At 57.7% G+C, this 25192-nt stretch carries 20 protein-coding genes; 11 read left to right on the forward strand and 9 right to left on the reverse strand.

Going from position 1 to position 25192, the window contains the following annotated elements; genetic code table 11:
* Nucleotides 1–27 precede the first annotated feature (27 nt).
* Nucleotides 28–987 carry a nickel/cobalt transporter gene (locus tag RTM13_RS14740; RefSeq protein WP_312212726.1) on the reverse strand — a complete coding sequence of 320 codons (960 nt, stop codon included), beginning with the start codon at nucleotides 985–987 and terminating at the stop codon, nucleotides 28–30.
* On the reverse strand, nucleotides 987–1628 hold the full coding sequence (locus RTM13_RS14745) for a DUF1007 family protein (protein ID WP_312212728.1): 642 nt from the start codon (nucleotides 1626–1628) through the stop codon (nucleotides 987–989). The genes RTM13_RS14740 and RTM13_RS14745 overlap by 1 nt, the downstream gene beginning before the upstream one ends.
* 124 nt (nucleotides 1629–1752) lie before the next feature.
* Between RTM13_RS14745 and csiE the strand changes: the two genes are divergently transcribed.
* Nucleotides 1753–3030, forward strand: a complete 1278-nt coding sequence (gene csiE, locus RTM13_RS14750; protein WP_312212730.1) for a stationary phase inducible protein CsiE — start codon at nucleotides 1753–1755, stop codon at nucleotides 3028–3030.
* On the opposite strand, the gene RTM13_RS14755 is transcribed toward csiE, so the two are convergent.
* Entirely contained in the window at nucleotides 3027–4166 is a 1140-nt protein-coding gene (locus tag RTM13_RS14755) for a 3-phenylpropionate MFS transporter (protein ID WP_312212732.1), read from the reverse strand. The two genes, csiE and RTM13_RS14755, sit on opposite strands and share 4 nt — an antisense overlap.
* Before the next feature lie 376 nt (nucleotides 4167–4542).
* On the opposite strand from RTM13_RS14755, the gene RTM13_RS14760 reads away from it, so the two are divergent.
* From RTM13_RS14760 to RTM13_RS14800, 9 genes are all read left to right on the forward strand, one after another.
* Nucleotides 4543–5526 (forward strand): autoinducer 2 ABC transporter substrate-binding protein, encoded by a 984-nt coding sequence (locus tag RTM13_RS14760; protein WP_312212734.1) that lies wholly within the window; start codon nucleotides 4543–4545, stop codon nucleotides 5524–5526.
* 103 nt (nucleotides 5527–5629) lie between these two features.
* Nucleotides 5630–7138: a sugar ABC transporter ATP-binding protein gene (locus tag RTM13_RS14765; RefSeq protein ID WP_312212736.1), complete on the forward strand. Its 1509-nt coding sequence runs from the start codon at nucleotides 5630–5632 to the stop codon at nucleotides 7136–7138.
* The gene (locus tag RTM13_RS14770) at nucleotides 7131–8117 is read left to right on the forward strand and encodes an ABC transporter permease (RefSeq protein WP_312212738.1); all 987 of its coding nucleotides are present in this window, start codon (nucleotides 7131–7133) and stop codon (nucleotides 8115–8117) included. The genes RTM13_RS14765 and RTM13_RS14770 overlap by 8 nt, the downstream gene beginning before the upstream one ends.
* A 1-nt stretch (nucleotide 8118) precedes the next feature.
* Nucleotides 8119–9072 (forward strand): ABC transporter permease, encoded by a 954-nt coding sequence (locus RTM13_RS14775; RefSeq protein ID WP_312212740.1) that lies wholly within the window; start codon nucleotides 8119–8121, stop codon nucleotides 9070–9072.
* A gap of 17 nt (nucleotides 9073–9089) precedes the next feature.
* Entirely contained in the window at nucleotides 9090–10727 is a 1638-nt protein-coding gene (locus RTM13_RS14780) for an FGGY-family carbohydrate kinase (protein WP_312212742.1), read from the forward strand.
* Nucleotides 10724–11323 (forward strand): SIS domain-containing protein, encoded by a 600-nt coding sequence (locus RTM13_RS14785; RefSeq protein WP_312212744.1) that lies wholly within the window; start codon nucleotides 10724–10726, stop codon nucleotides 11321–11323. Before RTM13_RS14780 ends, RTM13_RS14785 begins: the two co-directional genes overlap by 4 nt.
* A gap of 328 nt (nucleotides 11324–11651) precedes the next feature.
* Nucleotides 11652–12149 carry a hypothetical protein gene (locus RTM13_RS14790; RefSeq protein ID WP_312212746.1) on the forward strand — a complete coding sequence of 166 codons (498 nt, stop codon included), beginning with the start codon at nucleotides 11652–11654 and terminating at the stop codon, nucleotides 12147–12149.
* The gene (locus RTM13_RS14795) at nucleotides 12139–13587 is read left to right on the forward strand and encodes a PAAR domain-containing protein (protein WP_312212748.1); all 1449 of its coding nucleotides are present in this window, start codon (nucleotides 12139–12141) and stop codon (nucleotides 13585–13587) included. The genes RTM13_RS14790 and RTM13_RS14795 overlap by 11 nt, the downstream gene beginning before the upstream one ends.
* Nucleotides 13580–13972: a hypothetical protein gene (locus tag RTM13_RS14800; RefSeq protein ID WP_312212750.1), complete on the forward strand. Its 393-nt coding sequence runs from the start codon at nucleotides 13580–13582 to the stop codon at nucleotides 13970–13972. Before RTM13_RS14795 ends, RTM13_RS14800 begins: the two co-directional genes overlap by 8 nt.
* Before the next feature lie 62 nt (nucleotides 13973–14034).
* Here the strand turns inward: RTM13_RS14800 and glyA are convergent, their stop codons facing one another.
* Nucleotides 14035–15288, reverse strand: a complete 1254-nt coding sequence (gene glyA, locus RTM13_RS14805) for a serine hydroxymethyltransferase (protein ID WP_312212752.1) — start codon at nucleotides 15286–15288, stop codon at nucleotides 14035–14037.
* Between the two features lie 313 nt (nucleotides 15289–15601).
* On the opposite strand from glyA, the gene hmpA reads away from it, so the two are divergent.
* A complete protein-coding gene (gene hmpA, locus RTM13_RS14810; protein WP_312212754.1) occupies nucleotides 15602–16792 on the forward strand; it encodes an NO-inducible flavohemoprotein in 1191 nt (396 codons plus the stop codon).
* 68 nt (nucleotides 16793–16860) lie between these two features.
* Here the strand turns inward: hmpA and glnB are convergent, their stop codons facing one another.
* The 5 genes from glnB to purL form a co-directional block, all read right to left on the reverse strand.
* A complete protein-coding gene (gene glnB, locus RTM13_RS14815; protein WP_002438074.1) occupies nucleotides 16861–17199 on the reverse strand; it encodes a nitrogen regulatory protein P-II in 339 nt (112 codons plus the stop codon).
* A gap of 80 nt (nucleotides 17200–17279) precedes the next feature.
* The gene (gene glrR / locus RTM13_RS14820; RefSeq protein ID WP_312212756.1) at nucleotides 17280–18617 is read right to left on the reverse strand and encodes a two-component system response regulator GlrR; all 1338 of its coding nucleotides are present in this window, start codon (nucleotides 18615–18617) and stop codon (nucleotides 17280–17282) included.
* Nucleotides 18614–19348 carry a two-component system QseEF-associated lipoprotein QseG gene (qseG, locus tag RTM13_RS14825; RefSeq protein ID WP_409456050.1) on the reverse strand — a complete coding sequence of 245 codons (735 nt, stop codon included), beginning with the start codon at nucleotides 19346–19348 and terminating at the stop codon, nucleotides 18614–18616. Before qseG ends, glrR begins: the two co-directional genes overlap by 4 nt.
* On the reverse strand, nucleotides 19349–20779 hold the full coding sequence (gene qseE, locus RTM13_RS14830; protein WP_312212760.1) for a two component system sensor histidine kinase QseE/GlrK: 1431 nt from the start codon (nucleotides 20777–20779) through the stop codon (nucleotides 19349–19351).
* 498 nt (nucleotides 20780–21277) lie between these two features.
* On the reverse strand, nucleotides 21278–25165 hold the full coding sequence (purL, locus tag RTM13_RS14835) for a phosphoribosylformylglycinamidine synthase (protein WP_312212761.1): 3888 nt from the start codon (nucleotides 25163–25165) through the stop codon (nucleotides 21278–21280).
* Nucleotides 25166–25192: the final 27 nt, after the last annotated feature.

Below are 25192 nucleotides of genomic sequence, written 5' to 3' on the forward strand. Positions count from 1 at the left end.
CTTGCCGGGCCTACAGGTTTTATGCGGCTAAAACGGTCGTAATCCCCTTCCGACCGGCACCGCACTCAGCCACATCACCACCGCCGCCGTTACCAGAATCACACCGCCGGCCAATGCCAGCGTTAACCAGCCCACCTGCTGCCACAGCACCGGCGTTTTATTGCCGCTCAGCCTGACCGCCAGCTGCCGAAAGCTATGCACCAGCAAGGCCAGGGTCGAGATGGTCAGCGAGGTGCCTGCCGCCATTGCCATCGCCGACGCCACTCCCCAGCTAAATACGCCGATCACCTTACTGAACAGCAGAACCATGATCGCCCCCGAACAGGGCCGCATCCCCATCGACAGAATAATCATCAGCCGGGCGCGCCAGTCGTCACCCCGCGTTAATTGCTCGGGCGTAGGCAGATGCTGGTGGCCGCAGCCGCAGTGGGCATCATGCACATGGTGAGGCGTAAAGGATCTAAACTGCGGCCTGCGCAGGAGAAGACGCAGCCTTTTCAGCGCTCGCCAGCAGAGCAGCATTCCCAGCGCGCCAACCAGGGCGTAGCTCCCCTTCTCCAGCCAGTAGCTGCTGAGATGCAGCTGACGGGCGGGCAGCTGGAGCAGAGTCAGCACTACCACGACCAGCGCGATGGCCACCAGCCCCTGGAGCAGCGACGAGGCCAGGGTCAGGCCAATACTTGATTTCAGCTTTGAAGGGTGGGTGGCGAGCCAGGTGGTTATCACCACTTTACCGTGACCCGGCCCGAGAGCGTGCAGCACCCCATAGAGAAAGCTAAACAGCAGTAGCGCTCCACCCGCCTGCGTGGGATTTGCCGCCACGCCTTTTAACAGAGCGCTCATCTGCTGATTAACTTCCCGCTGCCAGCCCGCGCTCTCCAGCATGATCTGCGGCCAGGCGTGCCAAAGCTCTATCCCGCCCACGACCGCACAGAGCAGCAGCAGGGCCAGCGGCCAGAGCGAGCGCCAGCGGGACGCACTCAACATCACTCTTTACACTCCAGGGTCACAGTCTGGGCAAACTGCTTGCCGAGATCCATATCCTCCGGCGGAGCGTCCTCTTTATCCAGCGACTGCGCGAAGGCTAACGTATCTTCCCCTGGCGTCGGCGTATGCAACTCAGCTTTACAGCGCTTCTGTACATCGGCGGACAGCGTAACGTCACTCTTATCCTGATAGGTCATATCGACATAGTAGGTGGGATCGAAGGTGGAGAAGGTATAGCTTTGCCCGGCCAGCGGCTGCGGCGTGGCCAGCGGCAGGGTAAAGGTCAGCACCGCCTGGTGATCGACCCGGGACATGCCGTAGTGGCTGGGCCGGTTGAGAAATTTAACCCGCTGGCCGTTGTGCCAGACTTCGGTGAAGTAGTGCTGCCCCAGCACGTTGGCCATCACCTCCGCCGCCAGCTTTTTCCACACCGGCGACTCCGGCTTTGCATCACCGGCGTCATACAGCAGATCGGCTGAGGTGATCTCATCCATCGTCCAGCGCATGTTGAGGGCCACCAGTTGCCCCCCCTCCACCACCGGCTCGGTTTGCAGACGAATAAAGCTATGGGGATGAGCCAGCGCGGGAAGCGATAAAAACGCGAAAACCAGCGCACCAGCGTACTGTTTGACTGTTTGCATGTGTTCCTTACGAGAAAAATTCTGTGACGCCCTCCGGCATTCCTGAGGGAAAGCCCGCCAGGGGGGCTTCCGCCACCGTATCCTTTAGCTATTCTTATCGAAACCCCTAACTGGAATCCAGCAGATGACAACCGTAACGATACCGCCATCTGTGCTCTCCAGTTCACAACGCCGCTGTCATGTACTCCTAATGCTCGCCCTGCCGGGACAAACGGTGACACCAGATATGCTCGGCAAGCTGAACAACGTGGACGGCACAGTCACCCGGCAAGATATTGCCGACACGGGTCATGAGATCCAGCGCTACCATCGGCTGAGCATTGCCGCGCAGCAGGATGGCAGCTATCGCATTGAGGGCACGGCGCTCGACCAGCGTCTCTGTCTCGTTCACTGGCTCAAGCGCGCCATCCGCCTCTGCCCCAATTTTGTTAGCGCTCACTTTACCCCTGCGCTAAAAAGTGCCCTTAAGCAGCAGGGTATCGCCAGAACATTGTATGACGATACTAACCTGCATGCCCTGATTAATCTCTGCTCCCGTCGCCTCCAGCGGCAGTTTGAGCAGCGGGATATTCAGTTTCTCCGTCTCTATTTACAGTATTGTCTGCTTGCACACCAGCTTGGCTTTACGCCCGCGTTTGCGCCCCTGCAGCAGGCCTGGGCCGAAGCGCGGGCAGAGTATCTGGTTGCCCAGGAGATTATTCGCCACTGGCAGCGCCGGGTCGTTCCGATCCCGCACGTGAGCGAGCATCTCTTCCTGGCGGTACTGTTTATGCTGCTGCGCACGCCGGACCCAATCCGCGACAGCCACCAACAGGATACCCGACTGCGGGAAGCCATCCGTTGCACCATCGAGCGCTTTCGCGCCCTCTCCGGCATGGACTTTAGCGATGAGCAGGGGCTGACCGATCAGCTCTATATCCATCTCGCGCAGGCGCTGAACCGCAGTCTGTTTGGTATCGGAATTGATGCTAGCCTGACGGAGGAGATTACTCTGCTCTACCCCAGGCTGATGCGTACCACCCGCGAGGCGCTGATCTGTCTTGAAGAGGAGTATAACCTCTGCTTTACCCATGAGGAGGCGGGCCTGGTGGCGGTGATCTTTGGCGCGTGGCTGATGCAGGAGAGCGATCTGCACGAGAAGCAGGTGGTTCTGCTGACTGACGACGCTCCCGAGCGGGAGCGGGCTATTGAGGAGCAGCTGCGCGAGCTGACGCTGCTGCCCCTGAATATTAAGTATCTGCCGCTCACCACCTTCCAGCAGGAGGGGGCTCCGCGTGAGGCAGCCTTGATTGTGACGCCTTACGTGACGCCGCTGCCGCTCTTCTCTGCGCCGCTGATCCATGCAGTGATCACGCTAAGCGAGCAGCAGCAGCGACACATTCGCGACATGCTGGAGTCTTAGGCCCTGGCGGCAACGCCGGGCCGGACGAAAATGGCGGGCAGCGCGACCAGCGCCATCACCCAGAATACGCCCTGATGCAGATGCTGGAACAGGAAGCCGGCAAAGATGGTCATCACCGCAATGCTGCCCCCCATCGCTACCGCCGAATAGACAGCCTGGAGGCGGATCACCTCGCTCCCCTTGCGGGCAGCAATGTAGCGCATCGCCGCCAGATGGCAGACGGTGAAGGTCCCGCAGTGCAGCACCTGCACCACCAGCAGCCATGGCAGTGCCGTGGTCCAGCCCATCAATGCCCAGCGCACAACGCCACATACCGCTGAGAGCAGGAGCAGATCGCGCGCGCTCCAGCGGCGGAACAGGCGATTGCTCAGCGCAAAAATAACCACCTCCGCCACCACGCCCAGCGACCAGAGGTAGCCCACCGTTGAGGCGGAGTAGCCCGCCTCTTGCCAGTAGATGGCGCTGAAGCCGTAGTAGGCGGCGTGCGCCCCCTGCAGCAGCGAGACGCAGGCAAGAAAGCGTCCGTTCTGACCGATCAGGCTGCGCCATGCAGGCCAGCCCGCGGTGGCCTGCGCCCGGCTCTCCCCGAGGGGCATCACCGACGGACGCAGCAGCATCCCGAGCAGCATGGAGATCGTTCCCAGGGTGAGCATCGCCAGGATCGCCCGGTAGTCGAAGAGGCTGACCAGCTTGCCGGTCAGCGCCGAGCCGATAACAAAAGCCACCGATCCCCACAGGCGCACCCGGCCATAGTCCATGACGATCTGCTTTTGCCAGGTGTTGGCCAGGGCGTCGGTGAGCGGTACCAGCGGTGAAAAGAAGAGGTTAAAGCCGATAATAATCACCATCAGCCAGCCAATGTGGTTTCCGGCCCAGAAGGCCAGGGCAAACAGCAGCGTCAGCAGGGCCAGCACGCGCAGGGCGAACACCAGCCGGGAGGGATCGGTGACTCGGGGAGCGATGGTCAGGCTGCCGAGAAAGCGCGCCACCAGCCCGGCCCCCAGCAGCAGGCCAATGGTCTCCGGCGTCAGGCCAGTGCCCTTGAGCCAGACGCTCCAGAAAGGTAAAAAGATGCCGTAGCTGAAAAAGTAAGTAAAGTAGCTCAGTGCCAGCCAGCGCGTTGAATGCAAAACCATGAATCCCTCCCTTTTTGGAGGCGTTAGTCTGGCGTTAAAAACGGACGGCTGCAATTTGCTTGTCACGGTTCAGCTCACATATCTGCAACTTGATGAGCTATAAAAGGGGCTAAAACAGCGAAGACCCAGGCCTTACATAAGCCAAATGATAATAAATTGTTAATTTATAGTTACAAAATAATCAATTTTTAACATAAATAGCCATTTATAACGTAATGACATTATTGATATTTAACTTAACATTAACCTAAATTTATCTATAAATTTACATTAATGGGCGCTGGTCACATTTAAAAATTTTGCGATACGTTTCCCCTTCCCTTCATTGCTAATCTTCTCTCCGTGACATGCCTCGGCCCCTACAAAAGGTATAACTATGAAATTCAAACTCGCATTACTCAGCGCAGCTCTGGTTTCTGCATGCATGGTGTCCGGTACCTCGGTTGCAGCGGAGAAATATGAAATTGCCGTGGTCGCTAAGGTGACCGGCATTCCGTGGTTTAACCGTATGGAAACCGGCGTCAACGAGGCAGCGAAAAAGCTCGACGTCAACGCTTACCAGACTGGCCCTTCTACGCCGGATCCGGCTCAGCAGGTAAAGGTGATTGAGGATCTGATCGCCAAAAACGTTAACGCCATTATCGTGGTGCCTAACGACGCTAAAGTGCTGGAGCCGGTGCTGAAAAAAGCCCGCGATAAAGGCATCGTAGTGCTGACTCATGAGTCACCGGATCAGCAGATTGGCCAGTGGGATATTGAAACCATCGACAGCGAGAAGTATGCCCAGGCCAACGTCGATGAGCTGGCGAAGGATATGGGCGGCAAGGGCGGCTACGCCATCTACGTTGGCTCCCTGACGGTGCCGCTGCATAACGCCTGGGCCGACTACGCGATTAAATATCAGAAAGAGAAATACCCGGACATGTTTGAGGTGACGTCGCGCCTGCCGGTGGCGGAGAGCATCGATAAGTCCTACTCCACCACGCTGGACCTGATGAAAACCTATCCGCAAATGAAAGGGGTGATCGGCTTTGGCTCCCTCGGCCCTATCGGTGCCGGCCAGGCGGTGCAGAAGAAACGGGCGAAAGAGAAAGTGGCCGTGGTGGGTATCGCCATGCCAGCCCAGGCCGCACCTTACCTGATGCGCGGCGATATCAAAAAAGCGCTGCTGTGGGATCCGAAAGATGCGGGCTATGCGCTGGTGACCGTTGCCGACCAGCTGCTGAAGGGTAAAGAAGTGACGTCCGATCTGACCATCGACGGTTTAGGGAAAGCCGATGTCGACATGGAGAAGAAAGTGATCCGCTTTAACAAGATCCTCGAAGTCACCAAAGATAACGCACAGTCGCTCGGTTTCTAAGGCTCTCCGCCTACACCAGGGAACCTCAACGCCGGCCGTCTGGCCGGCACACTCGTACAGAATGACTTAAGCGCCCGAACGGGCGCTCGCAGGGGTATTGTCCATGGCCGACACCACCGCATTTATCACTCTTGAGAATATCAGCAAGCAATTCCCGGGCGTGCTGGCGCTGGATAACGTGAATCTGACGCTTAAAAAAGGCGAAGTTCACTGTCTGGCAGGGCAGAACGGCTGCGGTAAGAGCACCATTATTAAAGTGATCTCCGGCGTCTATCACCCGGAAAAAGGGGCGCAGATCCAGCTCGACGGCAAACTGTTTCACCACCTGACGCCGCAGCTCTCCGCCCACTACGGCATTCAGGTGATCTATCAGGATCTCTCCCTCTTTCCTAACTTCAGCGTGGCGGAGAACATCGCCGTTAACCGCTATCTGCCGGGAGGCGACGTCTGGGTGAAGCGCGGCGCAATGCGCAAGCAGGCGCTGGCCGCGATGCAGCGCATCGGCGTACACATCCACCCGGATAAAAAGGTAGAAAAACTCTCCATTGCCGACCGCCAGCTGGTGGCGATTTGCCGCGCTATCGCCGCCGACGCCCGGCTGGTGATTATGGATGAGCCGACCGCCTCCCTCACCCGTCAGGAGGTTAACGGCCTGCTGCGGGTGGTCAACGAACTGAAAGCTGCCGGGATCTGCGTGGTATTCGTCAGCCACCGTCTCGACGAAGTGATGGAGGTGGCTGACCGCATCAGCGTCATGCGCGACGGCAAGCTGGTGGGCACCTATCCAGCAAGCCAGCTTGACAGCCACGAGCTGGCGTTCCTGATGACCGGCCAGCGTTTCCACTACAGTCCGCTGCCGGAAAAACCCTCCGCCGATCAGGAGCCCATGCTGGAGCTGCGTAACTTAAGCCGCCGGGGTAAATACCAGAACATCAACCTGTCGCTGCGCAGCGGCGAGATTGTCTCTATTGTTGGCCTGCTGGGTGCCGGGCGAACCGAGCTGTGCCTGAGCCTGTTTGGCATGACCCACCCGGAGAGCGGGGAGATGCGCATTAACGGCAAGCCGGTCATCCTGCGCAATAACCATGATGCCATTAAGCACGGGATCGGCTACGTCTCTGAGGATCGCCTGACCCAGGGGCTGATCATGGAGCAGTCGATCTACGACAACACCATCGTCACGGTGTACGACAAGCTGCATACCCGTAGCGGCATGCTGGATCACGGTAAGGCGAAAAAGCTGGTGGCCGATCTGATCCGCAACCTGAATATCAAAGTCTCCGATCCGCAGCTGCCGGTGAAAACCCTCTCCGGCGGCAACGCCCAACGGATCGCCATCGCAAAATGGGTCGCGACCGATCCGCGCATCCTGATCCTCGACTCGCCCACCGTCGGAGTGGATATCGCCAATAAAGAGGGGATCTACCAGATCGCCCGCGATCTGGCGGAACAGGGGATGGCGGTGCTGATGATTTGCGATGAGATCCCGGAAGCCTATTACAACAGCCATCGCGTGCTGGTCATGCGCCGCGGCAAGCTGGTCGCAGAGTTTAATCCGCATCGCTGTACTGAACAGGAGATTGCTGAAGTGGTTGAGGTGATCCATGAATAACAGACTTTCCCGCCTGGTCGGGCAACATGAGTTCTGGCTTGGGCTGCTGGTCGTGGCGCTTGCGGTCGGACTGAGCGTCAGCACCGACGAGTTTTTCTCGCTGGGCAACCTGACGGACGTCGCCACCAGCTACGCCATTCTCGGGATCCTCGCCTGCGGCCTGTTCGTAGTGCTGATCTCCGGCGGGATCGATATCTCCTTCCCGGCCATGACCGCCATTGCCCAGTATGCCATGGCGAGCTGGGTCATTGCCCACGGCGGCAACTTTGCCCTGGCGCTGGTGCTGGCTATGGTCGTCGGGCTGCTGCTCGGGCTTATCAACGGATTCCTGGTCTACTGGCTGCGGGTTCCGGCGATCATCATTACCATCGCCACGCTCAACGTCTACTATGGCCTGCTGGTTTACGCTACCAAAGGCACCTGGCTGTACGGCTTCCCGGACTGGTTTATGAACGGCATCAACTGGCTGTCGTTCACCGCCGCCGACGGCTATGACTATGGTCTTACCCTGCCCCTGCTCTGCCTGGCAGCGGTCATTATTTTCACCGCCGTGCTGATGAACTTTACCCGCCTCGGCCGCCAGATTTACGCCATGGGCGGCAACCGCGATGCCGCTTCGCGTCTGGGGCTGAACCTGCTCAAGCTGCACTTCTACGTCTACGGCTACATGGGCATTCTCGCCGGGGTTGCCGCCGTGGTGCAGGCCCAGATCACCCAGTCCGTTGCCCCCAACTCTCTGCTCGGTTATGAGCTGACGGTGCTGGCGGCGGTGGTGCTGGGCGGGACCAGTATGAGCGGCGGACGCGGTACCTTAACCGGCACGCTGCTTGGGGTAGTCCTGCTGGCCTTTTTGCAGAACGGCCTGACACTGCTGAGCGTCTCCTCTTACTGGCACACCGTATTCAGCGGCGTCATTATCCTGGTCAGCATCAGCGCCACGGCCTGGAATGAAAAACGCAAACTTGCAAGGGAGCTTTGAAATGAAAGCCATCGCACGACTTCTACCCGGTGATGCCATCATCCGCCTGCAGTGCGTGATTATTATCGTCGTCGCCGTGGTCTTCTCGGCACTGCTGGGCAGCCGCTTCTTCAGCGCCGCTAACTTCCAGTCCATCAGCTCCCAACTGCCGATCCTTGGCATGCTGGCGCTGGGGATGGGCATCACCATGCTCACCGGCGGCATCAACCTGTCGATCATCGCCGGGGCCAACGCCTGCTCGCTGGTGATGGCGGCAGTGATCGTCAGCCATCCAGACAATCCGCTGTTTCTGGCGCTGGCCCTGCTGGCCGGGGCGGCGGTCGCGGTAGCGATCGGCACGCTGAACGGGGCGCTGATCGCCTGGGTAGGCGTATCACCTATCCTCGCCACGCTCGGCACCATGACGCTGATCTCCGGCCTCAATATTCTGCTCTCTAACGGGACGGTGATCTCCGGCTTCCCGGCAGCGATCCAGTTCCTGGGTAACGCTACTGTCCTCGGCATCCCCGTGGCGCTGCTGCTCTTTTTAGGCGTGGCGGTGCTGCTGTGGGTGCTGCTGGAGCACACCACTCTCGGGCGCAGCCTCTACCTGGTTGGATCCAACGAGCAGGCCACGCGCTACAGCGGCGTGAATACCGTGCGCGTGCAGATTGCGGTGTATGTCATCTCCGCTCTGCTCGGCTGGGCCGCCGCCATTTTGATGATGGCAAAATTTAACTCGGCGAAGGCGGGCTACGGTGAATCCTATCTGCTGGTGACCATTCTTGCCTCGGTGCTTGGCGGCATCAACCCCGACGGCGGATTTGGCCGCATCGTCGGCCTGGTGCTGGCCCTCATCGTGCTACAGATGCTGGAAAGTGGCTTTAACCTGCTGGGGATCAGCAGCTATCTGACGATGGCGCTGTGGGGCGCGGTGCTGATCCTCTTTATCGCATTACAGAATCGTAAAGCCTGATTTCAGGAGAACAAATTATGGCGAGTTACTTCATTGGTGTGGATGTAGGGACAGGGAGCGCCCGGGCGGGCGTGTTTGATCTTAACGGCAGAATGGTCAGTCAGGCCAGCCGGGCCATTGAAATGTATCGTCCGCAGGCTGATTTCGTTGAGCAGTCCTCCGACAATATCTGGCAGATGGTATGCAACGCGGTGCGTGATGCGGTCAACCAGGCGGACATCAATCCCATTCAGGTTAAAGGGCTGGGTTTCGACGCCACCTGCTCGCTGGTAGTGCTGGATAAAGAGGGCAAGCCGCTGACCATCAGCCCCTCGGGGCGCAGCGAGCAGAACATTATCGTGTGGATGGATCATCGGGCCATTACCCAGGCCGATCGCATCAACGCCCTGCACCATCGGGTGCTGGACTACGTCGGTGGGATCATCTCCCCGGAGATGCAGACGCCGAAGCTGCTGTGGCTGAAGCAGCATATGCCGAACACCTGGGCGAACGCGGGCTATTACTTTGACCTGCCGGATTTCCTTACCTGGCGCGCCACGGATGACGATACGCGCTCGCTCTGCTCCACCGTCTGCAAATGGACCTACATGGGCCACGAGGATAAGTGGGATGGGAGCTACTTTCGGCAGATTGGGCTGGAGGATCTCCTTGAGCACGACGCGGAGAAAATTGGCCGCTACGTCAAAACCATGGGCGAACCGCTGGGTCACGGCCTGACCCAGCGCGCCGCCAGCGAGATGGGGCTGATCCCCGGCACGGCGGTGAGCGTATCGATTATCGATGCCCATGCCGGTACTCTCGGCACCCTGGGAGCAAGCGGCGTCTCTGGCGAAGTGGCGGACTTCGATCGCCGCGTCGCGCTGATTGGCGGTACCTCAACGGGCCATATGGCTATCTCCCAGCAGCCGCGCTTTATCGGCGGCGTCTGGGGCCCATACTACTCGGCGGTGCTGCCGGACTACTGGCTTAACGAGGGCGGCCAGTCGGCGACCGGGGCGCTGATCGACCATATTATTCAGTCCCACCCCTGCTATGAAACCCTGCTGGCGCAGGCGAAAACGCAGGGGCAGACCATCTATGAAGTGCTTAATGCCCTGCTGCGCAAGATGGCCGGCGAGCCGGAGAATATCGCTTTCCTGACCCGCGATATCCATATTCTGCCCTACTTCCACGGCAACCGCTCACCGCGGGCCAATCCGACATTAACCGGCGTCATTAGCGGTCTGAAACTCTCCCGTACGCCGGAGGATATGGCTCTGCACTATCTGGCGACCATCCAGGCGATTGCCCTCGGTACCCGGCACATTATCGAGACCATGAACCAAACTGGCTACACCATCGACACCATTATGGCCAGCGGCGGCGGCACCAAGAACCCAATCTTTGTGCAGGAGCACGCTAACGCCACCGGCTGCGCCATGCTGCTGCCGGAGGAGAGCGAAGCGATGCTGCTCGGCGGTGCGATGATGGGTACCCTTGCGGCGGGCGTTTTTGAGACCTTCCCGGAGGCGATGTCGGCCATGAGCCGGATCGGTAAGACCGTGACGCCGCAGACCAATAAGATCAAGCAGTACTATGACCGTAAGTACAAGGTGTTCCATGAGATGTACCTGGATCACATGAAGTACCGTCAGCTGATGCAGGAGGGAGCATGAGTCAATCGTGGCAGCAGGCAACCGCCGCCTGGGGTATCTATAGCGAAGCGCTGGCCGGGCTTGGTCAGCATCTTAGCGAGCCGCAGTGGGAGGCGCTGCTGGCCGAGCTGCGCGGCTGCAAAGGCAAGATAGTCGTGACGGGTGTCGGCACCTCTGGCATCGCGGCGCGTAAAATAGCCCACATGTTAGCCTGCGTGGAGCGCCCGGCGATCTACCTGAACGCCACCGATGCGGCCCACGGCGATCTGGGTTTTTTACGCGCCGACGATCTGATGATCATGCTCTCGCGCGGAGGGAACTCCGACGAGCTGACGCGTCTTCTGCCAGGACTTGCGGCCCGCAGCGTGCCGCTGGTCAGCGTGACCGAGAACGCCGACTCGGCGATTGCCCGCGCTTCCCGGCTAGTGATCTCCACCGGCGTACAGCGCGAGATCGATCCGCTGAACATGCTGGCAACCACCTCCATCGTACTGGCGCTGGCGATTTTCGATGCCGCCTGCGCCTGCCTGATGAGCGAAAGCGGGTATTCAAAAGAGAGCCTGCTGGCGGTGCATCCCGGCGGCGACGTGGGCGTTACGCTACGCAGCGAGCGGTAATAGGCCCGGCGTTTGCAGTGAGCAATGAAACGCCCGGCGGCGCGATGCTTGCCGGGCCTACAGGCAAGTGCGCTATCTGACAAAAAAAGGCCGCATCAGCGGTAATGCCAATCGGTTACGATCCGGAAATTCTCACCCATTTCCGGATTTTTTATGCCTGCTACTCAGGCGACTTTCTGTTATCTGGTTACAGACAGTAATTTAATGTAAGTAACAAAATAATCATAGATTTAATGCGGCCTGCAGGGCCGTTACCTTTTTTGAATCCCATCACCTGTCGGCGTTATTATTACCCTACTATTTATCAATATAAAAAAAGGGGTTTTACATGACGAAGCAGTATACCAATGCGCTTACTTCTGAGCTGCTGGCTCAACTCAATACGCCATCTCATACGCCTGAGCAGCTGGCTGCATTGCCGGAAGAGGCTCAAAAAATCATATTGAAACAGCAGGAGTATGACAGCCTGCATCCTGTGATCGCCATTTATCGTTTTGCTGTGGAAGGGAGCCTTACCCGGGACGGGGGTGTTATCCGGACGGGTACAACGAAAATGACCATCATCGATGAATGCGGTAAAGAGCGCCGGATTGCACAGACTCAGGACGTGGCGGTGTACCCGGACGGCTCTACAGCGACAATTCTCAGTGGAGCCGGAAAGGAATCCTACAACGGAGAGGGGCAAAGCTATGCACTTGTGGGAAGCCAACTGAGTAACGGGGATGAAATCATCAGCACTCCGCAGCAAAGTGCGTTACTTGCTATCAGAGAAGGATATCAGCTACCGGATGATTTTTTGATTCAGGAGCAGAATAATGGCGACTAACCGAGCTATATGGGATGGCATACCCGAAGGACTTGACGATGATCGTACGACAACAGGTTCTTACGCAATAAGTTCTTTACCAAATTTCAGCACTGAGGGAACAGGCGCACTTCGTCATGGCGATAAAACAACGCCCTGCCCCGCCTGCGGTCAGGTCGGTGAACTTATCGGTAATATTCCATTCGTCATTCTTCATGGGCGATGCGCTGCGGGGAATAATGCTGTGGTTACGTGTGGCTGTCCCCCTGGTTCAAATCGGCTAATATCCCCTGCCGGGCCTGTGGGCAGGAGCAGGCCACAAAGTATCAGGATAGTGAGTCAACCCCAGCCCGTACAGCATACGCAGACAGCTAAAGTCCCTCCTCAGACATCCCCCTCACCACAACCTGTAACGGCACCACCTAAAAAGCTCCATATTCCTGTTGATGCGGGTTACTGTATTCTTCCCTATGGCGCAACGGCGAAAAGCTATGAATCCTGGTTATTCAATGACGAACCCGTATCCGGTACAAAAGCCCTCTATCATTCGCTGAATGGCTCAGGGGAATTTAAAGCAGGTTCACTTCTGTTAATTGTCGATCCTGAAAAACAGGATGACAGACAGATAGCTCATATGAAAGCCGCCAAAGCACGGGTTGATGCGGCACTGGCCCCACTCAGCCACCAGCAGGCCCTGTTTCTGCACAAAAACCGTGATGCGCTGACAATGGCTGCTGCTGCCCTTGATGCATCGGGAGCCGGAAGAGATGCAGCAGGGAGCATTGCAGAAGCCGCAAAAGGTTATTTTGAGCGCATAGAGCAATTGCTGATAAAAATTCAGATAACCTATCAAAACGCCTTTATCACCCAGGGTGCGCTTATCGGGGAGGAGTTTTATGTCCAGCGCCGTCAGTTGCTGGCTCAACTCGACAGCGTGTTAAAAGCATTCATGAATAAACGCTTTATGTTTAATCAATATGAAAGCCTGAAAGCATCATTAGGCCTTTCCACTCACGCCATTACACACCAGTGGAATGAAACCGGTGTGGGTGATATTGAGAACTACGCCACGCACATTGAAAAGGCCGTCAAAATTGTTAAGGCGATGGAAGTTTTCGGCAGAGTCGGGATCGGTCTAAATGCCCTTAATGCCGCTGGAAAAATCTATGATGCCTGCACGACCGGCCGAGAATGCGAAAAAACCACATTCACCTCAGTGGGGGAGTTTGCTGGAGGGTTAGGAGGCGGCATAGTTGCGACTAAAATTTTAACATCGGAGATAGCAGATGCCGGATGTGCGGTCGTTTTAGGAGCATTAAGTATCGAGGCTGGTGGAATCCTGGCTCTCACGTGCTCCCTGGCTGTTACAGGAACTGCAGTATATAAAGGTGATAAGCTATTTGGTGCAATCGGTGAATGGACTGGTGAAAAAATTAGCGAGAAAATAATAAATGAATAACTTACGCGATATGTTGGCCTTAATGTTAGGATCAATTTTTTTGACCTGCTGCTTTCTAACAATTTTAATGGCAATATTTAGCAAAAGTAGGTTCAATGAAGTTTGCGATTTATATGAGCGTAAGTTTGGAGAGCTACCATTAGCTGTTTCGATCCTGAAAAAGTGTAGTCCGATTGGCTTCACTGCTGGTTATTCAGTAAAAAATAGCTTTATTTTACGCCCATTGATATTCGGAAAGAAATCCATTCACAGCAAAGTGGATGATGTTTTATTTATGAAACAACTGCCGCCACGACTTAAATATTGGTTTATTATCGACTTCTATATTTCTTTAATAGCGTTTATTTCTATGATTGCGTGTGGTGTCATTAAAGGAGGCTTTTGATATCACGTTAAACCTCAATAAAAAAGGCCGCATCAGCGGCCTTTTTTCACATCCAGCAAGGATTATGCGTAAACCGGGAAGCGGGCGCAGATATCCAGTACTTTCTGTTTAGTGCTTTCAATGACCGCGTCGTCATTGATGTTGTCCAGAACGTCACACATCCAGCCAGCCAGCTCTTTCACTTCCGCTTCTTTAAAGCCACGGCGAGTCACAGCCGGAGAACCGATACGGATACCGGAAGTCACAAACGGGCTCTTCGGATCGTTCGGCACGCTGTTTTTGTTCACGGTGATGTTGGCGCGGCCCAGGGCAGCGTCAGCTTCTTTACCGGTCAGGTTCTTATCAACCAGATCCAGCAGGAACAGGTGGTTTTCAGTACCGCCAGAGACCACTTTGTAGCCACGGTTCAGGAACACGTCCACCATTGCTTTGGCGTTTTTGGCAACCTGCTGCTGGTAAACCTTGAACTCTGGCTCCATCGCTTCTTTCAGCGCAACCGCTTTTGCCGCGATAACGTGCATCAGCGGGCCGCCCTGCGCGCTTGGGAACACAGCGGAGTTCAGCTTCTTGTACAGCTCTTCGCTGCCGCCCTTCGCCAGGATCAGACCGCCACGTGGACCCGCCAGCGTTTTGTGGGTGGTGGTGGTGACGACGTGCGCGTGCGGAACCGGGTTCGGGTAAACGTCTGCAGCAATCAGACCTGCAACGTGCGCCATATCAACGAACAGGTAAGCACCGATGCTGTCTGCGATTTCACGCATTTTTGCCCAGTCAACGATACCGGAATAAGCAGAGAAACCACCGATGATCATCTTCGGCTTGTGCTCTTTAGCCTGCTTCGCCATGTCTTCATAATCGATTTTACCGGACTCATCAATACCGTAAGGGATGATGTTGTACAGTTTGCCGGAGAAGTTTACCGGGGAGCCGTGAGTCAGGTGGCCGCCCTGCGCCAGGTTCATACCCAGAACGGTATCGCCCGGTTGCAGCAGCGCGGTGTAGACCGCGAAGTTAGCCTGGGAGCCAGAGTGCGGCTGCACGTTAGCGTAGTCTGCGCCAAACAGCGCTTTTGCACGGTCGATAGCCAGTTGCTCAACCACGTCGACGTATTCGCAGCCGCCGTAGTAGCGCTTGCCCGGGTAGCCTTCGGCATATTTGTTGGTCAGCTGAGAACCCTGAGCCTGCATGACGCGCGGGCTGGTGTAGTTTTCGGAGGCGATCAGCTCAATGTGCTCTTCCTGACGTACTTTCTCTTGTTCCATCGCCTGCCACAGTTCGGCATCATAATCGGCAATGTTCATTTCACGCTTTAACATCCGCATCTCCTGACTCAGCTAACGGTAATTTTCAATGGCCCTCAGGGCAACGGCGACCAGTATAACCGATCCATTTTCTGATAACAGGTCTTGACATGCGTTTTTACGCAAACGATTGGCTCCGCGTGGCGTAAGGGTTTGTCGTGCAAGAACCCGCCTCCAGAATCACGATTTCTTTTCAGGTTTATCGTGCAAATTTTTCATGACATTTCAACGCAGCGGAAATACGCTATTAACCATTTACAAAACAGGGGAACTTTTATAAGATGCATTTAAAATACAACTTATAGAAATACTTATTAAGGAAAAGGCCATGCTTGATGCACAAACTATCGCAACCGTAAAATCCACTATTCCCCTGCTTGTCGAGACCGGCCCAAAGCTGACGGCGCACTTCTATGACCGCATGTTTAAGCATAATCCAGAGTTGAAAGAGATTTTCAACATGAGCAATCAGCGCAACGGCGACCAGCGCGAAGCGCTGTTTAACGCCATTGCCGCCTATGCCAGCAATCTTGAGAATCTCCCGGCGCTGCTGCCTGCGGTAGAAAAGATCGCCCAGAAGCACACCAGCTTCCAGATCAAACCTGACCAGTACAACATCGTCGGTGAGCATCTGCTGGCGACCCTTGATGAGCTGTATAGTCCAGGCCAGGAGGTGCTGGAGGCGTGGGGCAAAGCCTACGGCGTGCTGGCGGGCGTGTTTATCAACCGCGAAGCCGAGCTGTATAAAGCGCACGCTACCCAGCCCGGTGGTTGGGAGGGTACCCGCGCCTTCCGCATCGTGGAGAAAACGCCTCAGAGCGAACTGATCACCAGCATTGAATTTGCGCCAGTCGACGGCCAGCCGGTAGCCGCGTATCGTCCGGGCCAGTATCTCGCCGTCTGGCTGAAGCCAGAAGGTTTCCCGCATCAGGAGATCCGCCAGTATTCACTGACCCGTAAGGCTGATGGCAAAGGATATCGTATTGCCGTGAAGCGTGAAGAAGGGGGGCAAGTTTCTAACTGGTTGCATGATAAGGCACAGGTAGGCGATGTGGTACAACTGGCCTCACCGGCCGGAGACTTTTTCCTCGACGTAACCCCGCAGACACCGGTAACGCTGATCTCTGCGGGCGTGGGTCAAACGCCGATGCTGGCGATGCTCGATACCCTGGTAAGCACGGAGCATGCAGCCCAGGTAAACTGGTTCCATGCTGCGGAGAATGGTGCGGTACATGCGTTTACCGCTGAAGTGAACAAGCTGGGAGAGCGCTTACCGAACTTTAACAAGCACATCTGGTATCGCCTACCGCTCAACGCGGATCGCGTAATGCCCTATTTTCATAGCGAAGGGCTGATGGATTTAAGCAAGCTGGAGGGTGCGTTTAGCGACCCGACAATGCAGTGCTATCTCTGCGGCCCGGTAGCCTTTATGCAGTTCGCGGCGAAGCAGCTGATCGCTCTGGGCGTTGATGCCGATCGCATCCACTACGAGTGCTTCGGTCCGCACAAGGTTCTGTAAATATTGGTTCTGTAAGATCTCGCTTACCCCGGCCCGCGCAATGGGGCTGGGGTAAGCCTGCGGGCTATTTAGATAGCCGCGTCGTCCTCTTCGCCGGTACGGATACGTACTACGCGCGCCACGTCGAAAACGAAAATCTTACCGTCGCCAATTTTACCGGTCTGCGCCGTGCGGATAATGGTATCCACGCAGGTATCGACGATATCATCGGTCACCACGATCTCAATTTTTACCTTTGGCAGAAAATCCACCATGTACTCCGCGCCACGATACAGCTCGGTGTGGCCCTTCTGGCGACCAAAGCCTTTCACCTCGGTGACGGTCATTCCGGTAATGCCGACTTCCGCCAGCGCTTCACGCACATCATCCAGCTTGAAAGGTTTAATAATCGCATCAATCTTTTTCACGGTGATCCCCTAATTCTTTTGCCTGTCAGCAGCGTCGTAATCGATTGCTCACACTACCATATTTCACGTGCGTGTGCGGCCTACTCTTTAAAGTCGTTTGCGTCCAGCTCGTGACGTGAAAGCAGCTTATAAAACTCGGTGCGGTTACGCCCGGCCATACGCGCCGCGTGCGTTACGTTGCCCTTGGTGATCTGCAGCAGCTTGCGCAGATAGTTAAGTTCGAACTGATTCCGGGCGTCGGCAAAGGTGGGCAGCGCGGTGTTCTCCCCCTCCAGTGCCTGCTCTACCAGCGCATCGCTGATTACCGGCGAGGAGGTGAGCGCCACACACTGCTCGATGACGTTCACCAGCTGGCGCACGTTACCCGGCCAGGAGGCGGTCATCAGACGCTTCATGGCGTCGGTAGAGAAGGCCCGCACAAACGGCTTATGCCGGCTGGCGGCCAGGCGCAGCAGGTGATTAGCCAGCAGCGGGATATCCTCTGCCCGCTCCACCAGCGCCGGGATCTTCAGGCTGACCACGTTCAGGCGATAAAAGAGATCTTCCCGAAACTCGCCGCGCTCCATCGCCTTGGGCAGATCGCGGTGGGTCGCGGAGATAATGCGCACGTCAATATCGATATCGCGATTGCTGCCCAGTGGACGTACCTTACGCTCCTGCAATACGCGCAGCAGCTTGACCTGCAGCGGGATGGGCATATCGCCAATCTCATCGAGAAACAGCGTGCCGCCCTCCGCCGCCTGGAACAGCCCTTCCCGGCTGCTGACCGCGCCGGTAAAGGCCCCGCGCGCGTGACCAAACAGCTCTGACTCCAGCAGTTGCTCCGGCAGCGCGCCGCAGTTAATGGCGATAAAGGCTTTTTTGCCGCGCGGGCTGGCGTTGTGGATTGCCTGGGCGAGGATCTCCTTGCCGGTTCCGCTCTGGCCGCTGATCAGCACGCTGACGTCGGACTGAGCCACCATGTGGGCCTGCTCCAGCAGGCGCAGCATCACCGGGCTGCGGGTGATGATATTCTCCCGCCACGCTTCATCGCTGGCGGGCGCGGCGTGCTCCAGCGCATCGTCGATGGCCTTATAGAGCGCGTCTTTATCCACCGGCTTGGTGAGAAAGCCAAATACCCCGCGCTGGGTGGCAGCAACGGCGTCGGGAATGGAGCCGTGGGCGGTAAGGATAATCACCGGCATGCCTGGCTGGACGCGCTGGATCTCGGCAAAGAGCTGCATGCCGTCCATCTCATCCATACGCAGGTCGCTGATCACCAGATCGACCTTCTCCCGCGCCAGCACGCGCAGCCCCTCCTGGCCGCTTTCGGCGGTCACAACGCTATAGCCCTCGCTGGTCAGGCGCAGGCCCAGCAGCTTTAGCAGGCCGGGATCGTCATCTACCAGCAGCAGATGGGCAGGTTTACGCGGCGTCATGGCTTAACATCCTCCTGTTGAGCATCCGGCTGCGCCGGACGAGTGCTGTCGGGGATCTCCGTCCCACCAGGTTTGCGTGTTGAGAGCCGCCGCTCAATATCGGTCAGGGTTTCCAGCTTACGCGAGGTGGTCTCCAGCTCCTCGCGCAGATGCTGCTGCTGCAGACGTAGCGCCTCCAGATCGCTGTCCCGCGACTGCTGGAGTTTGGCATAGCGCGAGCGCTCCTCCGCCAGCTGGAGCTGGGTCGCCTGACCGTCGCGCCAGACCTGGAACAGCGTCCGAACCTGCATCGGCAGCTGTGGGCTGAGAGTGTCCATCCGCGTGGTAAAGGCGCGTCTCTCCAGCGGAGTGATTTTGGCATTGGCCAGCAGGATGCCGCGCTTGAAGGTAGCCTGCCAGGTATCATCAGGCCAGCGCTTAGCTTCGGCGCGCGCCATTACCGGTGAGAGGCGCTCCGCGCAATCCATGCCGCGCAGCCAGTAGAGCGGATTCGACTCCACGGCCTGCCCGGTTAGCGACCAGACGTTATCGCAGGGTGTTGACAGAAAATCAGCCAGCTGACGCTGGGGGAGCTTCTCTTCCTGAACTTTATTAACCGGCTTAACGGGAGCGTCCGGTGCGCAGCCCGCCAGCAGCAGGCAAGATAAGCCGACAGGCAACGCGGAATGCGGCGAAATCATTTTCACAACGCGACTCAAAATATGCGACATAGTTACCTGATATAAATTCAATTAGCTTTTATCCGATCCAGCCAGCGGCAGCTCAATGCGAAAACAGACGCCCGATTCATCGCTGGTGACCAGCTGCAGTTCACCCTGCATGCGCAGAATACAGTCCCTGGCAATGCTCAGCCCCAGCCCGCTGCCTTTTACCGCGCCTTTACGCTGGTGGCTTCCCTGATAAAAAGGTTCGAAAATCATCTCACGCTCGGCCTGTGGAATGGGCGAACCGGTATTGGCGACGTCTATCCGCAGGCGCGTGCCGTGCGGATAGCTACGAATAAGAATGTTACCGGATTCAGTGCCATAGTGCACCGCGTTAGAGTAGAGATTATCCAGCACGCTCAGTAACAGTACCGGCTCCGCCAGACAGCTCTCCGCCTTCAGCGCGACCTCCGTATGCATCATTTTAGCCCGTGCCGGTAAACTGTGAGCGGAGATCACCGTCTCGATCAGCGGCGCAATGGCAACGGTCTCTAGCTCCACGGCCCCGTCGGCAAGTTTGCGGTTATAATCCAGCAGCTGCTCGATCAGCTTTTGCAGATTGCGGCTGCTGCCGTCCAGAATATCCACCACCTCTTTCTGCTCCGCCGTCAGCGGCCCCACCACCTCGTCAGCCAGCAGCTCGGTGCCTTCACGCATGCTGGCCAGCGGGGTTTTCAGTTCGTGAGAGATATGGCGCAGAAACTGATGGCGCTGGGACTCCAGCCACGCCAGGCGCTCGCTGAGCCAGATGATGCGCTCGCCAACAGAGCGTAGCTCACGCGGTCCCTTAAAAGCCACCCGGCTGTTCAGCGACTGCCCTGCCCCCAGCCGGTTGATCATTCGTTCAATGCCCTTCACCGGGCCGATGATCATGCGGGTAAAGAGCAGCACCAGCACCAGGCTAACCAGGAATAGCAGCAGCGCCTGCCAGCCAAAGAACTGGCCGCGGGCGGCGATCTCCTGCTGAAGCTGCTGTCCGCGGGTAAATACGACCTTGCGGGTGGTTTGCACCATCTCGGTATTGGCGGCAGCGAAGGCTTCAAGGCTGGCCGAGGCCGCCTGCGTGGGGCCGCTGTTGTGGCACTGCAGCTGGGCAAGGGCGTTCAAATCCTCTCGCAGCGCCTGGTAGAGTCGCTCATCCGGCAGCACGTCAGCATGGGCATCAAGCATATCGCTGTAGCGTTTGCGCTGGCTCTGGTAGACCCGCGCCAGGGTGGGATCGTCAAGCACGCAGTACTGCCGATAGCTGCGCTCCATCTCCAGCGCTGCGTTGGTCATCGCCTCGCTGCGCCGGGCGTCGATAAGCGTGGTTCGGTTGGTGCGTGCCGCCTGGGCACTGAGCGTATTGAGACTTTGCCACGCCTGCCAGGCCAGTACCAGAAGCGGCAGCAGAACCAGCAAAAAGGCCATGATGACAAGCTGTCGCAGGGAGCGGGGAAATGCAGGCCAGCGTTTCAACGCGTTACTCTCGTCAGAAAGGATTTAACGGAATGCTAGCTGAGGATGACCCATGGGGGAAGGCTAAAAATAATAAAGCCGGGTAAAAACCCGGCATTATCATGGAATAGGCGGTGCCTTACTCGACGTTTCGCCCCGGGCCTGAAATAGCAGCGCTATGATCAGAAGTGAGACGGCAGGCACCTGTTTGTGCGTCATTCCAGGGTTTATGTAGCACGTCCCGAAGGGGCTGACATAAGAAGGTGAATGAGCCACTGCACTATTATATGCACAAGTTATGCCAAAGTACACAAGTCATACATAACTCACTGTTTATATAGCTAATTATTATTGTGTGAACTGCATCATCTTTGTGTTCTTTTTAAACAAAGTGTCGTCAATCAGCAACACCGCGCAGACATCAAAAATAAATCATTTAAAATCAATAAATTAAGTGTCTCCAATTGGCGACACTGATTTTTGCCGCTGTCGGGATTTTGCGACAGCGGCGTGCTGCTATTAACCCAGCTGCTTACGGGCGTTACGGAAGATACGCATCCACGGGCTATCCTCGCCCCAGTTTTCTGGGTGCCAGGAGTTCGCTACGGTACGGAATACGCGCTCCGGGTGCGGCATCATGATGGTCACGCGTCCGCTTTCGCTGGTCACCGCCGTGATCCCGTTCGGCGAGCCGTTCGGGTTGGCCGGATACGTTTCGGTGACCTTACCGAAGTTATCGACATAGCGCAGCGCCACCAGCCCTTTGCTCTCCAGCTGAGCCAGATGCGCGTCGTCACGCACTTCCACCAGGCCTTCACCGTGGGAAACCGCGATAGGCATCATCGACCCGACCATCCCCTGCAACAGCAGCGACGGGCTTTGCGTGACCTCGACCAGGCTGAAGCGCGCTTCAAAGCGGTCAGAGACGTTACGCACGAAGCGCGGCCACAGCTCGCTGCCTGGGATCAGCTCGCGCAGGTTGGACATCATCTGGCAGCCGTTACAGACGCCCAGGGCCAGGGTCTGCGGACGGTGGAAGAAGGTTTCGAACTCGTCGCGTACACGCTCATTGAAGAGAATCGACTTCGCCCAGCCCTCGCCCGCCCCCAGCACGTCACCGTAGGAGAAGCCGCCGCACGCCACCAGCGCATGCGCACTTTCCAGCGTGGTGCGACCTTCCAGCAGGTCGCTCATGTGAACGTCAATGGCATCAAAGCCCGCACGGTGGAAGGCTGCTGCCATCTCAACGTGGGAGTTAACACCCTGCTCACGCAGGACGGCCACTTTCGGACGCGCACCGGTTGCAATGTAAGGTGCGGCCACATCTTCGTTGATGTCGAAGGAGAGCTTCACGTTGAGGCCCGGATCGTTATCCTGTGCCTTAGCATTATGCTCCTGATCGGCACAGGCTGGGTTATCACGCAGACGCTGCATCTGCCAGGTGGTCTCTGCCCACCACATACGCAGCGTGGTGCGGCTTTCGCTGAACACCGCCCGATCGTTGGCGGTAATCACGAAGCGATCGCCGGCGACGGCGCGGCCAAGGTAGTGGATGCAGTCGGCCAGGCCGTGAGCGCTGAGGATATTCTCCACCGCCTCACGATCCCCGGCGCGGACCTGGATCACCGCCCCCAGCTCTTCGTTAAACAGCGCCGCCAGACGATCGCTGCCAAGCGCAGCGATATCGGCCTCGATGCCGCAGTGGCCGGTGAAGGCCATCTCGGCGAGGGTCACCAGCAGGCCGCCGTCAGAGCGGTCGTGGTAGGCCAGCAGCTTACGTGCCGCCACCAGCGCCTGCATGGCGTCGTAGAAGCCTTTAAGCTGATGCACGTCGCGCACGTCGGCTGGCTTATCGCCCAGCTGGCGGTAAACCTGGGCCAGCGCCGTCGCGCCCAGCGCGTTGTGGCCCTTGCCCAGGTCAATCAGCAGCAGGGCGTTATCGTCGGTAGAGAGCTGCGGCGTCACGGTGTGGCGCACGTCCTCGACGCGGGCAAACGCAGTGATCACCAGCGACAGCGGCGAGGTCATCTCACGCTTCTCGCTCCCCTCCTGCCAGCGGGTTTTCATCGACATGGAGTCTTTACCCACCGGAATCGTCAGGCCGAGCGCCGGACACAGCTCTTCGCCCACCGCTTTCACCGCCTCATAGAGACCGGCATCTTCACCCGGGTGGCCGGCTGCGGCCATCCAGTTCGCGGAGAGCTTGATACGTTTGATGTCGCCAATCTGAGTGGCGGCCACGTTGGTTAGCGCTTCACCTACCGCCAGGCGGGCGGAGGCGGCAAAGTCCAGCAGGGCCACCGGAGAGCGCTCCCCGATGGACATCGCTTCACCGTAGTAGCTGTCGAGGCTGGCGGTGGTCACCGCGCAGTTGGCGACCGGGATCTGCCACGGGCCAACCATCTGATCCCGGGCGACCATGCCGGTGACCGTACGGTCGCCGATGGTCACCAGGAAGGTTTTCTCCGCTACCGCAGGCAAGTGCAGCACGCGGTTAACCGCTTCGGCCACGGTAATGCCCTGCGGGTCGAAAGCTTCTCCGGCAGCTTTCAGCGATTCGACGTCACGGGTCATCTTCGGCGTTTTACCGAGCAGAACGTCCAGCGGCAGGTCGATAGGCTGATTGTCGAAGTGGCTGTCGGTAAGGCTCAGGTGGCGCTCTTCGGTCGCTTCGCCGATAACGGCATAAGGGGCGCGCTCACGGCGGCAGAGGGCGTCAAACAGCGCCATCTGATCGGCGGCCACCGCCATCACGTAGCGCTCTTGCGATTCGTTACACCAGATCTCCAGCGGGCTCATGCCCGGCTCATCGCTCAGAATGCTGCGCAGGTCAAAACGGCCGCCGCGGCCGCCGTCGCTCACCAGCTCCGGCATGGCGTTAGAGAGACCGCCCGCGCCAACGTCGTGGATAAAGAGGATTGGGTTGGCATCGCCCAGCTGCCAGCAGCGGTCGATCACCTCCTGGCAACGGCGCTCCATCTCCGGGTTGTCGCGCTGGACGGAGGCAAAGTCGAGGTCGGCATCGGACTGGCCGGACGCCATTGACGAGGCCGCGCCGCCGCCAAGACCGATATTCATTGCCGGGCCACCAAGCACCACCAGCTTCGCGCCGACGGTGATCTCGCCCTTCTGCACGTGGTCGGCACGGATGTTACCGATACCGCCCGCCAGCATGATTGGTTTGTGGTAGCCGCGCAGCTCTTCACCGTTGTGGCTATTGACCTTCTCTTCGTAGGTACGGAAGTAACCGGTCAGCGCCGGACGACCAAATTCGTTGTTGAACGCCGCGCCGCCCAGCGGACCGTCGGTCATGATATCCAGCGCGTTAACGATACGATCCGGCTTGCCGAAATCCTCTTCCCACGGCTGCTCAAAGCCAGGAATACGCAGGTTAGAGACCGAGAAGCCCACCAGGCCCGCTTTTGGCTTCGCGCCGCGTCCGGTTGCGCCTTCGTCACGGATCTCACCGCCGGAGCCAGTTGCCGCGCCCGGCCACGGCGAGATCGCCGTCGGGTGGTTGTGGGTCTCAACCTTCATCAGGATATGGGTAGGCTCCTGGTGGAAATCGTAGCGGCCTGCTTCGCTATCGGCGAAGAAGCGCCCTACCTCTGAGCCTTCCATCACCGCCGCGTTGTCTTTATAGGCAGACAGCACGTGCTCCGGCGTTTTCTCAAAGGTGTTCTTGATCATTTTAAACAGCGACTTTGGCTGCTGCTCGCCGTCGATAACCCAGTCGGCGTTGAAGATTTTATGGCGGCAGTGCTCGGAGTTCGCCTGAGCAAACATGTAAAGCTCGATGTCATTCGGGTTACGCCCGAGGGTGGTGAAGGCATCGAACAGGTAATCAATTTCGTCTTCCGCCAGCGCGAGGCCCAGACGCTGGTTAGCGTCTACCAGCGCATCACGTCCCTGCCCCAGCATGTCCACGCTCTCTACCGGCGCGGGCTGATGATGGGCAAAGAGTTTCTCAGCCTCTTCCAGCGCATCAAACGTCGTCTCCATCATGCGGTCATACAGCTCGGCGGCCACCGCCTGCCACTGCTCTGCGCTCAGGGTCGACGCCTCAACGTAGTATGCGACGCCGCGCTCAAGGCGGGAGATCTGCGTCAGGCCACAGTTGTGGGCGATATCCGTCGCTTTTGAAGACCAGGGAGAGATGGTCCCCGGACGCGGCGTGACCAGCAGCAGTTTGCCAGTGGGGGCGTGGCTGCTCAGGCGCGGGCCGTAGGTCAGCAGACGGCCAAGCTGGGCGTGTTCATCGGCATTTAGAGGAGCGTTGAGGTCAGCAAAATGGACATACTCAGCGTAAATGTTACTTACCGGGAGGGCGGCTGCCTGAAAGCGTGCCAGCAGTTTGTTGATACGGAATGCAGACAGTGCAGGCGAACCACGCAGAATTTCCATCATAAGTCTCTCGTCTTTAGCGCGTCGATG

The organism is Pseudescherichia sp., assembly GCF_031979925.1.
Classification (GTDB): domain Bacteria; phylum Pseudomonadota; class Gammaproteobacteria; order Enterobacterales; family Enterobacteriaceae; genus Pseudescherichia.